Source organism: Hymenobacter artigasi, assembly GCF_012275535.1.
GTDB lineage: Bacteria > Bacteroidota > Bacteroidia > Cytophagales > Hymenobacteraceae > Hymenobacter > Hymenobacter artigasi.
In genome coordinates this window covers 41,247-54,386 of record NZ_JAAVTK010000001.1, presented here as the reverse complement: position 1 = coordinate 54,386, position 13,140 = coordinate 41,247, and the positions used below count along the sequence as shown (strand labels likewise).

Sequence of the window (13,140 nt, the reverse complement as noted above, 5' to 3'; positions counted from 1 at the left end):
CCCCCGAATTCCCGCTTCGTTCAGCCACCAATACCATTTCCAGCCCCATTACGACATGGACACGCTCACCCACCAACTGGCCCTGGCCACTCCCCATACTTCGGCCGCCGTGTCCTGGCCCGCATCGGCGCTGTTTGCGCTGCCCGAAAAAGTGCTCCAGTTCGGGACCGGCGTGCTGCTGCGCGGCCTGCCCGATTTCATGATTGACGAGGCCAATCGGAAAGGCATATTCAACGGCCGCATTGTGGTGGTGAAAAGCACCGACGGCGGCGATGCCACGGCCTTCGAGCGCCAGGATAACCTGTACACCGTGTGCGTGCGCGGCGTGGATGACGGCCACCCGGTGGAGGAAAACGTGGTGTGCGCCAGCATCAGCCGCGTGCTCTCGGCCAAAAGCCAGTGGGCTGAGGTGCTGAAATTTGCCGCCAGCCCCGACCTGCAGGTGGTGATTTCGAACACCACCGAAGTCGGTATTCAGCTGGTGAACGAGGACATTCACCTCACGCCGCCGACCTCGTTTCCGGGCAAGCTGCTGGCCGTGCTCTACGCCCGTTTTGAGGCATTTGAGGGCGATATGAACCGTGGACTGGTCATCGTGCCCACCGAATTGATTCCGGACAACGGGCGCAAGCTCGAAGCCATTGTGCTGGAGCTGGCCCACCGCAACGACCTCGGCAGCGCCTTCATCGACTGGCTCGAAGCGGCTAACGATTTCTGTAATACGCTGGTCGACCGCATTGTACCCGGCCGGCCCGAGCCCACCGCCTACGAAGCCCTGCAAGCCGAGTTGGGCTACCAGGACGACCTGCTGACCGTGGCCGAAGCCTACTCACTGTGGGCCATTGAAGGTAGCGAGCGGGTGCGCGAGGTGTTGTCCTTCTACACGGCGGCGACTGGCGTAGTTATTCGGCCCGATATCACGCTGTTCCGCGAGCTGAAGCTGCGTTTGCTGAATGGCACGCACACGCTCAGCTACGGGCTGGCCCACCTGGCGGGCTGCACCACGGTGCGCGAATCCCTGGAAAACGAAGATTTGGCGCGGTTCATTCACAACCTGATGCTGGCCGATTTGCTGCCCGGCATTCCCTTCGCGGTGGATGAGAAAGTGGGCCAGCGCTTCGGCATGCAGGTCCTCGACCGCTTCCGCAACCCCTACCTGGAGCACCGCTGGCTGGCCATTGCCATGCAGGGCACTGCCAAGATGCAGATGCGCAACGTGCCTACGCTGCTGCACTACTACCAGCAGCACAGCGCCGTGCCGCACTACATGGCGCTGGGCTTCGCGGCCTACCTGCTGTTTATGCGCAACACCACTACCGGGGCCAGCACTGGCCATGGCGAAGCCAACGGCCAACCCTATACCATCCAGGACGACCGCGCCGGCTACTTTGCCGACCTCTGGGCCCGGCTCTCGCCCGAGGAGCTGACCACCGCCGCCCTGCACAATAACGCCCTCTGGGGCCACGACCTGACCCGCCTGCCCGGCTTTGCCGACAAGGTGAGCCACTACCTGGCGCAGCTATTGGCCGAAGGCGTACCGGCCACGCTGGCCGCGTTTTTCGCCCGCAAAGCTGCGGCCGTTGCTTCGTAGCTGCGTAGTATAAATAAGCAAGACCGTCATGCTGAGCGAAGTCGAAGCATCTCTGCCAATAGAGTAATTCCCTTCGCTGCAACGAAGCAGTAGAGGTGCTTCGGCTACGCTCAGCATGACGGCCTGATTTAATCGATATCTGATATGAAACACCAAGTTGCCCGCATTCACCCCGCCGATAACGTGCTGGTCGCCCTCGCCGACCTGCCCATCGGCACCGAAGTGCCGTGGGAAAATGGCTTTATTACCACCGCCGAAGCCATTCCGGCCAAGCACAAGCTCGCGCCCCTGGGCCTGACCGCCGGCCAGCCTGTGACCATGTACGGCGTGCTTGTGGGCACTGCCCGCGAAGCCATCCGCCCCGGCGGCCGCCTCACCACTGCTAACATCCAGCATGCCACCAATAGTTACGACGAAAATGCCCACCAGCGCGCCGCCTGGACCGCGCCCGATGTAAGTGCCTGGCAGGACCGCACCTTTCAGGGCTACCACCGCGCCGATGGCCGCGTGGGTACCGCCAACTACTGGCTGGTTATCCCGCTGGTATTCTGCGAAAACCGCAACATTCAGGTGCTCCAGGATGCGCTGATTACTGACCTCGGCTACGCCCGCCGCAAAACCTACCAGCCCGAAACCCGCAAGCTGGTGGAGCTGATGCAGGCTGGCAAGACGGTGGAGGAAATCCTCAGCGCCGACCTCGAAGCCAGTTCCGATTCAACTCAAAAAAGCCGCCCGTTCCCGAACGTGGACGGCATTCGGTTTCTCTCGCACGAGGGTGGCTGCGGCGGCATCCGCCAGGATGCCCAGACGCTGTGCGGCCTGCTGGCCGGCTACATCACGCACCCCAACGTGGCCGGTGCCACCGTGCTCAGCCTGGGCTGCCAGAACGCGCAGGCCAGCATGCTGCAGGACGAAATCGCGAAGCGTGACCCCAATTTCAGTAAGCCGCTCTACATCCTCGACCAGCAGAAGCTCGGCACCGAGGAAACACTCATCAGCACTGCCCTGCGCCAGACGTTTGCCGGCCTGATGCTGGCCAACCAGGCCCGCCGCGAGCCCGCCCCGCTACGCGCCCTGAACATCGGGCTGGAGTGCGGTGGCTCCGACGGCTTCTCCGGTATCTCGGCCAACCCGGCCCTGGGTCACGTTTCCGATATGCTGGTGGCCCTGGGCGGCTCGGTCATCCTGGCCGAATTCCCGGAACTGTGCGGCGTGGAGCAGGAACTGGTGGACCGCAGCGTGAACCAGGAAACCGCCGAGCGCTTCAGCAGCCTGATGAAGGCTTATGGCGACAGCGCCATCGCTGTGGGTTCGGGCTTCGATATGAACCCCTCGCCCGGCAACATCCGCGACGGTCTGATTACCGACGCCATGAAATCGGCGGGGGCGGCCCGCAAAGGCGGCTCCTCGCCCGTGGTGGCGGTGCTCGACTACCCCGAGCTGGTGACCAAGCCGGGGTTGAACCTGCTCTGCACCCCCGGCAACGACGTGGAATCCACGACGGCTGAGGTGGGCTCGGGGGCCAACATCGTGCTCTTCACTACTGGCCTGGGCACGCCTACCGGCAACCCCATCGCGCCGGTTATCAAAGTATCCAGCAACACGGCCCTGGCCCGCCGTATGCCCGACATCATCGACGTAAATACAGGCACCGTAATTGACGGCGAGGAAACCATTGAGCAGGCCGGCGAGCGCATTCTCGACTACGTTATCCGCGTGGCCAGCGGGGAGGAAGTGGCCGCCGTGCGCCACGACCAAACCGATTTCATTCCGTGGAAACGCGGCGTGTCGTTGTAGCCCACCAATTATTTACGCAACCGTTTTCGCTAATAAATACCGGAATCAGGATGGCCAATGAGGGTTACGCGCCCTGCCCCGGGCTACCTTCGACTCCTGAAATCATTCGAATTTATCAGAACCCAGGTTCTGCCTTCCTGATTGATTATGAAGCCTTTTCTCAACGACGATTTCCTGCTCCAGACCGCTACGGCCAGCACGCTCTACCACGAGTATGCCAAGCAGATGCCCATCATCGACTATCATAACCACCTGCTGCCCGACCAGATTGCCGAGGACAAGCAGTTCGAGAACATCACCCAAATCTGGCTCTACGGCGACCACTACAAGTGGCGCGCCATGCGAGCCAACGGCGTGCCCGAACGTTACATCACCGGTGATGCATCGGACTGGGAGAAGTTTGAGAAATGGGCCGAAACCGTGCCCTATACGCTGCGCAACCCGCTGTATCACTGGACACACCTGGAACTGCAGCGCTACTTCGGCATCACCGAATTGCTGAACAAGGAAAGCGCCCGCCGCATCTACGACGAGTGCAGCGCCAAGCTCCAGACCCCCGAATATTCGGTGCAAAGCCTGCTGAAAAAGATGCAGGTGGAAACCCTCTGCACCACCGATGACCCCGCCGATTCGCTGGAGCACCACCAGGCCATTGCTGCCGCCGGCTTGGGCGTGAACGTGCTGCCCACCTTCCGCGCCGATAAGGCGATGGCCGTGGATGATGCCCGCAGCTACAACGCCTACCTCGACAAGCTGGGCGCGGCCGCCGAAGTAGAAATCAGCACCTTCGCCGACCTTGAAACGGCCCTGCGCCGCCGCCACGATTTCTTCGCCAGCGTAGGCTGCCGCCTGTCGGACCACGGCCTGGAGCACATTTACGCCGCCGAATACACGGCGGACGAAGCCGCTGCCATCTTCCTGAAAATCCGGAGTGGCAGTGACTTGACGCACACCGAAAACCACCAGTTCAAGGCGGCCATGCTGGTTTTGCTGGCCGAAATGGACTGGGAAAAAGGCTGGACGCAGCAGTACCACATCGGCGCGCTGCGCAACAACAACTCCCGCATGCTCCGTAAGCTCGGCCCCGATACCGGCTGGGATTCCATCGGCGACTTCCCGCAGGGCCGCGCCCTGTCCACTTTCCTCGACCGGCTCGACGGTCAGGACAAGCTGGCGAAAACCATCATCTATAACCTCAACCCGGCCGACAACGACCTGATGGCTACGATGATTGGTAACTTCAATGATGGCTCGGTGGCCGGTAAGATGCAGTTCGGCTCCGGCTGGTGGTTCCTCGACCAGAAGGACGGGATGGAAAAACAGCTCAACGCCCTGAGCAACATGGGCCTGCTACCGCGCTTCGTGGGCATGCTCACGGATTCGCGCAGCTTCCTCTCGTACCCGCGCCACGAGTATTTCCGCCGCGTGCTCTGCAACCTGCTCGGCAACGATGTGGAAAACGGCGAGCTGCCGGCTGACATGGATTTGCTGGGCCGCACCGTGCAGAATATTTGCTACGGCAATGCCAAGGAGTATTTCGGCTTTGGCAAAGTGGCGGAAGCCGCTGCCGTAACGGCTTAGCAGTTGTTTCCGCTTGTCATCCTGAGCGCAGCGAAGGACCTTGTCACGTTAGAATAGCTTGTGATAATGCGAACGGTGCGAACGTGACAAGGTCCTTCGCTGCGCTCAGGATGACAGCTGATTAATCAAGTCCCCAACCACCCCCACCCAATGAAGCAAGTTGTCACGTTCGGCGAAATCATGATGCGGCTGTCGCCGCCGCTGAACTACCGGTTCGCGCAAACCCAACACCTCGAAATCACCTACGGCGGCGGCGACGCTAATGTGGGTGCTTCGCTGGCCGGGCTGGGCGTGCCCGCCACCCACGTCACCTGCTTCCCGGCCAACGATTTCGGCCACGCGGCCGCCCAGCAGTTCCGCGCCCTGGGCGTGAACATGGACGCCACCGTGTACGAAGGCGACCGCCTCGGCCTGTACTTCCTGGAAGTGGGGGCGGGGATGCGCCCCAGCAAGGTGGTGTACGACCGCGCCAACTCGGCCTTCGCCCACCTTGACCCGGCCAAATTCAGCTGGGATGAAATCCTGAAAGATGCCGGCTGGCTGCACTGGACGGGCATCACGCCCGCCATTTCGGCCACTACGGCCGAGGCCACGCGCCAGGCCATTGCCGCCGCGCGCCGCCTGGGCATCACCGTATCGGCCGACGTGAACTACCGCCGCAACCTGTGGCAGTACGGCCAGACGGCCCAGAGCGTGATGGCGGAGCTGGTGGCGGGCTGCGATATCGTGGTCTGCTCTGAGAACGACGCCGAGGACTTGTTCAGCATCGTGCCCGAGCCCGGCACCGATAACAAGTTTGTATCGGTGGCCCGGCAGGTGATGGCGCGGTTCCCGCAAATCAAGCAAGTCATCACCACCCGCCGCAAAACCCACAGCGCCTCGCACAACGGCCTGAAAGGCATTTTCTACGACGGCCAGCAGTTCCTCGAAACCGTCACCTACGACATCAACCCCATTGTGGACCGCATTGGCGGCGGCGATGCCTTCATGGCCGGCTTCATCTACGGCTCGCTGGCTTACGACAACCCGCAGCAGGCCCTCACTTTCGGGGTGGCCGCATCGGCCCTCAAGCACACCATCCACGGCGACATCAACCTGGTGACCGTGGCCGAGGTGGAAGAAATCATGAAGGGCAACACCAGCGGCCGTTTATTAAGGTAAGCTTCTAGCTAACAGCTCTTAGCTGTTAGCTTTTTAAATTATTAAAACAAGCTAATGGCTATCAGCTAAAAGCTAACAGCTCAGACAAATGCCTCGCCATACCCCTGCCGAAACCCTTGCCACGCTGCTCCGCTACCCGGTGGTGCCGGTGTTTTACCACGCCGATGCGGCCTACACGCAGCGCATTTTGCAGGCCTGCTACACGGGCGGCATTCGCGTGTTCGAGTTCGTGAACCGGGGCGAGAAAGCGCTGTCCGTGTTCACCGAGTTGCAGGATTTCGTAGCCCGGCAGTGCCCGGACATGGTTCTGGGTATCGGCACCATATACAAAGCCGCCGAGGCCGAGCAGTTCATTGCCGCCGGGGCCGAGTTTGTGGTGCAGCCGTTGGCCACCGCCGAGGTAGCCGAGGTGTGCCGCGCCCATGACATTCCGTGGCTGCCCGGCGCCATGACGCCCACCGAGATTTACAACGCCAGCGAGCTGGGCGCGGCCGTGGTGAAAATCTTCCCCGGCAATCTCGTCGGCCCCGACTACGTGAAGGCCCTGCGCGGCCCCATGCCCCACACCAAACTGATGGTGACCGGCGGCGTGGAGCCCACCGAGGCCAGCCTTTCGGCCTGGTTTGGCGCGGGCGTGAATGCGGTGGGCATGGGCTCGCAGCTGTTCAAAAATGCCGATGATACCGACGCCTTGGCTGCCAGTATCAACAAGATGATGCAGGTAGTTGAATCCCTGAAAAAGTAGTGTCTAATGGTGCGCGACGCGTGCCGTTGGTTGAATCCGAGTAATGCCCTGGTTTCAAATTCCCGAACTCGATGATGACATCTTCCGCTCAGGCGCCGCCTGATTCTCCGCTGGCCTCGGCCAATGCCGTGATGGGCAAATTCCGCTGGACCATCTGCGCCCTGGTGTTCTTCGCCACCACGATTAACTACCTCGACCGGGCGGTTATCTCGCTGCTGAAGCCCTACCTTGAAACCGAGTTTCACTGGAATTCGGGCGACTATGCCAACATCGAAATTGCCTTTAAGCTGGCCTACGCGGTGGGTATGGTGGGCGCGGGCCGCATCATTGATAAGCTGGGTACGAAGCTGGGCTACGCCCTCTCCACGGCCCTTTGGAGCGTGGCGGCCATGGGCCACGCGCTGGTGAGCAGCACGTTTGGCTTCGGCATTGCGCGCAGCTTTTTGGGCATCACGGAAGCCGGCAACTTCCCGGCCGCCATCAAAACCACGGCCGAGTGGTTTCCGCAGCGGGAGCGGGCACTGGCCACGGGCATCTTCAACTCGGGTTCCAACGTGGGAGCCATTGTGGCCCCGCTCACGGTGCCGCTCATCGCCGAAAGTATTGGCTGGCAGTGGGCTTTCATTATCACGGGTGCGCTGGGCTTTGTCTGGCTGGTGCTCTGGATGGTGTATTACGAAACGCCCGCCAAGCACGCCCGCCTGAGCAAGGCTGAGTTTGATTACATCAATGCCGATATTCCCGCCGGTCTGCCCAGCGAGGGCGTAACGGAGGAAAAGCCCAAGGCCTCGTGGGCCATCCTGCTGAGCTTCCGCCAGACCTGGGCCTTCGTGATTGGCAAGTTCCTCACCGACCCTATCTGGTGGTTCTACCTGTTTTGGTTGCCCGATTTTCTGGGCAAGCAGTACCACCTCAAGGGCACGGCCATTGCCCTGCCGGTAGCGGCGGTGTATGTGCTGTCGAGCATCGGCAGCGTGGGTGGCGGCTACCTGCCGCTGGGCTTCATGAAGCGCGGCATGCCCGCCTTCAAAGCCCGCAAAACGGCCATGCTGCTCATTGCCTGCTGCGTATTCCCCATTGTGTTTGCGCAGTGGCTGGGGGGCATCAATATGTGGCTGGCGGTGCTGGTTATTGGCATCGCGGCAGCCGCCCACCAGGCCTGGAGCGCCAATATCTTTACCACAGTGTCGGATATGTTCCCGAAGCGGGCGGTGGGCTCGGTCACGGGCATTGGCGGCATGGCGGGCGGTTTGGGCGGCATTGCCCTCACGGCGCTGGTGCAGAAACGCATGTTTGTGCACTTCGAAAGCATCGGCCAAATCGATAAGGCCTACTACATCATGTTCTTCATCTGCGGCGCGGCTTATCTGCTGGCCTGGGTGCTGATGTTCACACTGGTGCCGAAGATGGAGCCTATCAAGCTCGACGACGAATAACCATTTCCTCATAACGGCGCGGTACTTCCTTGGGGCCAGTGGCCCCGAGTGCCGCGCCGTTTGGGCTTCTCTCCAACCGTTTGTTTAAGAACATGAAAACGCGGCCTTTACTGCTGGCGCTATTGCTTGCGCTGCCCTTATTTCTCCTTGCCCAAGCCCCTGGCTCCAAGAAAATGACTGCTGAAAAAGAAGTGGAAGCTCTGGAGCGTCAGCGCTTCGAGGCGCAGGTGAAAAGGGACTACGCAGTGCTCGAAAAAGTGTTGGGCGATGACCTGGTATACACCCACGGCGACGGCCACGAAAACACCAAAGCCGAATACATTCAGAGCATCCGCGACGGCAAAAGCCAGTACGGCAGCATCGAAATTGACGCCCTGAACGTGCGCGCCTACAACGACGACAAAACGGCTGTCGTGAACGGCACCATCCGCATCACCTCGCCGCCCAAGCCCGATGGCAGCACTATCGTAGCCCGCATCAAGTATGTGGTGGTGCAAATTAAGGACAGGAAAAAAGGCTGGCAGGTAGTGCTGTGGCAGGCCCAGAAACAAGCCTAGTAGAAATGTAGCGTGGATGCTGCGAATCCGTGCGCTGCCCAATTAAAACCTACCCATCCGCAGACTCACAGAGTCTGCGGTACATTCCCCACCCGATGTCCCAGACTACTACCGAAAATGCCCTCGCCACGCCCGTTGGCATTACCCTGGAGCGCTACATCATGCGCAAGCAGGCCGAGTTTCCCTACGCCACCGGCGAGCTGAGTCAGCTGCTGCGCGATATTGCCCTGGCCGGTAAAATCGTGAACCGCGAGGTGAACCGCGCCGGTCTTTCGCGCATTACCGGGGCCATGGGCGAGCAGAACGTGCAGGGCGAAGCCCAGCAGAAGCTCGACGTGGAAGCCAATATCCGCTTCATTAGGGCCCTTACCAACGGGGGCGAGGCCTGCGCGGTACTCTCCGAGGAAAACGAGGAAATCATCCAGACCGGCAACGACAACGGTAAGTACGTGGTGGCCATCGACCCGCTCGACGGCTCGTCCAACATTGACGTGAACGTGAGCATCGGCACCATTTTCGGCATTTATCGCCGGGTGTCGCGCATTGGCGGGCCGGCCCGCAAGGAGGACTTTCTGCAGGGCGGGCGGGCGCAGATTGCGGCCGGCTACATCCTGTACGGCTCCAGCACCATGCTGGTGTACACCACCGGGCACGGCGTGACGGGCTTCACCTACGAAAACTCGCTGGGCGAATTCTTCCTCTCGCACCCCGATATCAAGATTCCGCAGCACGGGCCGGTGTTCAGCTGCAACGAGGGCAACTGGTTCGACTACCCCGAGTTCGTGCGGACCTACCTCACCACCTGCAAAGAGCGCCGCCTCACGGCCCGCTACGTGGGCTCGCTGGTGGCCGACTACCACCGCAACCTCTTCACGGGCGGCATTTACCTCTACCCGCCCACGGCCGACAAGCCCGGCGGCAAGCTGCGCCTGCTCTACGAATGCTACCCGTTGGCCTTCCTCATCGAGCAGGCCGGCGGCATGGCCGTGACCGGGGCCGATGTGGTCCTCGACGTGCCGCCCACCGCCGACCTGCACCAGCGCGCCCCACTCTTCGTAGGCTCCGCCGATTTGGTGAAGGAGCTCCAGGCCGTGGCCGCGTCCTGATAAGCATGGGCACGCGGGCAAAAATCGGACTGTTCCTCGGGCTGATGGTACTGGCCGGGCGGGCGGCGCAGGCCCAGCAGCCCGGCCCCAACGTGCTCGACTGGAAAGCCCCGACCACCCTCACCACCTACCTGCTGCAACAGCTGCACGCCCAGTATGCGCCCCGCGCCGCCGAGCTGGACCGCGCCGCGCAATCGGCCGCCGGAGCGCTGGCCTACCGCGACAGCGTGCGGGCGCGCTTTCGGCGGGTGCTGGGGCCGCTGCCGGCCCGCACGCCGCTACGGGCGCAGGTAACGGGCAAGCTGCAACGAATGGGCTTTCAGATTGAGAAAATCATCTACGAAAGCACGCCGCACCATCACGTCACGGCCAATCTGTACGTGCCGGCCGGCAAAGGCAGAAAGCCCGGCGTACTGCTCTTCTGCGGACACGAGCAGGAGTCAAAAGCTACGGTATCGTACCAGAAAACGGCGATTCTGCTTGCGCAGCACGGCTTTGTGGTGCTTGTGGTTGACCCCATCTCGCAGGGCGAGCGCATGCAGCTGACCGATGCGGCCGGCCAGCCCCTGGCCCGGGGCGGCACTACTGAGCATACCCTACTTAACGCCGACGCCACCCTGCTGGGCCATACCACGCCCGGCGAAGAGTTCTGGGACAACGCCCGCAGCCTCGACTACCTGCTCACGCGCCCCGAAGTGGACACCGCCCGACTCGGCTGCCTCGGCAACTCCGGCGGCGCTACCCAAACGGCTTATTTCATGGCCCTGGAGCCGCGCATGAAGGTGGCCGCGCTGTGCAGCTACGTGGCCAGCGGCGAGAAAAACCTGGAGCTGACCGGCCCCGCCGATGGCTGCGTGCAGCTGCCCGGGGCCGGCCGCGCCCGCCTCGACATTGCCGACTGGCCCATCATGTTCGCGCCCAAGCCGCTGCTGATTTTGGCCGGCCGCTACGATTTCGTGGACTACACGCAAATCGAAGCCGCCACGGCTGAAACCCGGCGGATTTACACGGCGTTGGGCAAGCCCGGGCAGCTCGACTTATTCACGTATGACGACGGCCACGGCATTTCGCAGCCCAAGCGGGAGGCGGCCGTGGCCTGGTTTCGGCGCTGGTTTTACGGCGATGCCGCGCCAGTGCGGGAAGGGAATGTAGCGGTTTCAACCACCAAAGAGCTGCAATGCACGGCTACGGGCCAGGTCAATACTGCTTTTAAGGACGAAGCTTCACTTGCTAGCCAGCATTTAGCCGAAGCCCAACGGCTGGCCGCCCGCCGCCCGGCCACTGCCGCCGAAATACTGGCGACGGTGCAACAGCAGCAACGCAGTTATGCCCCGGCAATAATCAGCGACAGCCGACCCACGCAGGTAGAAATCCAGCGCCTGGACACCCTGTGCCGCGCCGGCCTAACTCTGCAAAAGTTCGTGTTGCGTCGGCCGGGCGAGCCACCGCTGCCCGTGCTGTTGGCCCTGCCTGCTGGCTCGGCGCGGCCCACCAAAGTCATCATCTGGCTGGCCGATGGGGGCAAGGCAGCCGTGCTCGACAGCAGCGCGGCCCAGGTGCAGGCATACCTCCAACAAGGCACAGCAGTGCTTCTGGCCGACCTGCGCGGCCTGGGTGAAACCGCCGACCCCACCGCCGCCATCGACCCCAAATACTACAACCGCGAATACCGCAACGCCCTGCTGGCCCTGCACGAAGGCCGCCCGCTGCCCATCCAGCGCCTGGCCGATATCGACATCCTGCGCGTATTCGTGCACAACGCCGACCCGCTGGCGGGCGCGCCTGTGGAGCTGCGCGCCAGTGGCCGGGCCGTGGTGCCGGCCATGCACGCGGCCGTACTTTGGGCGGATATTATGAAACTAACGCTGGATAAAATGCCGCCCTCGTATCAGCAGCTACTGGCGCAGCCAACTACTAAAAACGTGTATTCGGAAGTGCTGCCCGGCGTGCTGCGGCACTACGATTTGCCGGATTTGCAGCAGGCGCTGGGCAGTAGGCTGGTGGTAGGAAAAACCCCGTAGCGACGCGACACTTCGCGTCTCCTCGCTGAACGGCAACCGTTGAAATGGCGCGCACGCTGAGACGCGAAGTATCGCGTTTCTACAGCACCGCCGGCTGCTCCAGCAGCTCATTCTGCCACAGCAGTTGCTCGTCGCGGATGGGGTAGGGCTCGTCGTGGCGGATGGTTTGGAATACGGCTTCGAACAGGCCCATGTAGTCGCCGGGGGCGGCCGGGTCGGGCGTGGTGCTCAGGGTGCCGTCGGGCGCGGCTAGGGTGAGGCGGCCTTCCTGGCCGGGCTTCTCGTGGCCGTATTCGGGGGCTTGGGGCGACATTCCGGCCAATAATTGGGCTTCCTGGCCATCGGTGCGGCCTTTTTGGTAGCTGCCTTGGGTGCCGTGCAGCACGTAGGCCGGCCCGGGGTCGGCGATGAGCAGGCCCGAGCTCACCCACACGTTCAGACCGGCCGGGTAGCGCAGGTGCAGCGAGAAAAAGTCGTCGACCTGCGTGCCGGGGCGGTAGCTGCCCAAGGTTTTTGTTGCGCTGATGGGCTGGCCAAACAGGCTCAGGGCCTGGTCGATGATGTGCGGGCCGAGGTCGTAGAGCAGGCCCGCGCCGGGGCCGGGCTCCTCCTTGAATTTCTTGAAATGCAGCGCCGGCTTGTACCGGTCGTAGCGAATGTGCACTTCGAAAAGCTGACCCAGCTGGCCGCTTTCCACTACGCGCCGTACGGCCCCAAAGTCGCTGTCCCAGCGGCGGTTCTGGTAGGCCAGCAGGTGGCGGTCCTGCTGTTGGGCCAAGGCCAATAACTCCTGGAGCTGCGCTACGGACGTGGCCACGGGCTTTTCGAGCAGGACGTGCTTGCCGGCGCGCAGGGCCTGGCTGGCCAGGTCGAAGTGGGTGTTGCTGGGCGTGTTCACCACTACCAGCTCAATACTGGGGTCGGCCAGCACGTCGGCTACGCTGGGGTAGCTGCGGATGTCGGGATAGTCCAGGTGCATGCGCTGCTCGGTGCGCTCGGCCACGCCGTACAGCTCGAAGCCGGGATGAGCGGCCAGAAAGGGAGCCTGAAAAAGCTTGCCCGACATGCCATAGGCCAGCAAAGCGGTACGAATAGGGGGGGAGGGTGTCATGCGTCAAATGTAAAGCCCGGCCGGGTTTGTGGTT

Annotated in this window: 10 protein-coding genes; 9 read left to right on the top strand and 1 reads right to left on the bottom strand. The window is 62.3% G+C overall.

Features of this window, described 5'->3' with window-relative positions; all coding sequences use genetic code 11:
• Positions 1–55: 55 nt before the first annotated feature.
• The 9 genes from HBN54_RS00245 to HBN54_RS00205 all read left to right on the top strand — a co-directional run bounded on the left by HBN54_RS00245 (position 56) and on the right by HBN54_RS00205 (position 11,995).
• Complete coding sequence (locus tag HBN54_RS00245; protein WP_168671143.1) at positions 56–1,591, top strand: tagaturonate reductase; 1,536 nt, start codon at positions 56–58, stop codon at positions 1,589–1,591.
• A gap of 144 nt (positions 1,592–1,735) precedes the next feature.
• Positions 1,736–3,388, top strand: a complete 1,653-nt coding sequence (locus HBN54_RS00240; RefSeq protein WP_168671142.1) for a UxaA family hydrolase — start codon at positions 1,736–1,738, stop codon at positions 3,386–3,388.
• A gap of 147 nt (positions 3,389–3,535) precedes the next feature.
• Positions 3,536–4,969, top strand: coding sequence for a glucuronate isomerase (uxaC, locus tag HBN54_RS00235; RefSeq protein WP_168671141.1), 1,434 nt, complete (start codon positions 3,536–3,538; stop codon positions 4,967–4,969).
• Positions 4,970–5,119: 150 nt separating this feature from the next.
• A complete protein-coding gene (locus HBN54_RS00230) occupies positions 5,120–6,130 on the top strand; it encodes a sugar kinase (RefSeq protein WP_168671140.1) in 1,011 nt (336 codons plus the stop codon).
• An 88-nt stretch (positions 6,131–6,218) separates the two neighbouring features.
• On the top strand, positions 6,219–6,875 hold the full coding sequence (locus HBN54_RS00225; protein WP_168671139.1) for a beta/alpha barrel domain-containing protein: 657 nt from the start codon (positions 6,219–6,221) through the stop codon (positions 6,873–6,875).
• A gap of 71 nt (positions 6,876–6,946) precedes the next feature.
• On the top strand, positions 6,947–8,311 hold the full coding sequence (locus HBN54_RS00220) for an MFS transporter (protein WP_317170058.1): 1,365 nt from the start codon (positions 6,947–6,949) through the stop codon (positions 8,309–8,311).
• Positions 8,312–8,484: 173 nt separating this feature from the next.
• Positions 8,485–8,868: a nuclear transport factor 2 family protein gene (locus HBN54_RS00215; protein ID WP_235955325.1), complete on the top strand. Its 384-nt coding sequence runs from the start codon at positions 8,485–8,487 to the stop codon at positions 8,866–8,868.
• Between the two features lie 95 nt (positions 8,869–8,963).
• Entirely contained in the window at positions 8,964–9,974 is a 1,011-nt protein-coding gene (gene fbp / locus HBN54_RS00210; RefSeq protein ID WP_168671137.1) for a class 1 fructose-bisphosphatase, read from the top strand.
• A gap of 5 nt (positions 9,975–9,979) precedes the next feature.
• A complete protein-coding gene (locus HBN54_RS00205) occupies positions 9,980–11,995 on the top strand; it encodes an alpha/beta hydrolase family protein (RefSeq protein ID WP_168671136.1) in 2,016 nt (671 codons plus the stop codon).
• Positions 11,996–12,074: 79 nt separating this feature from the next.
• On the opposite strand, the gene HBN54_RS00200 is transcribed toward HBN54_RS00205, so the two are convergent.
• Positions 12,075–13,106: a Gfo/Idh/MocA family protein gene (locus tag HBN54_RS00200; RefSeq protein WP_168671135.1), complete on the bottom strand. Its 1,032-nt coding sequence runs from the start codon at positions 13,104–13,106 to the stop codon at positions 12,075–12,077.
• Positions 13,107–13,140: the final 34 nt, after the last annotated feature.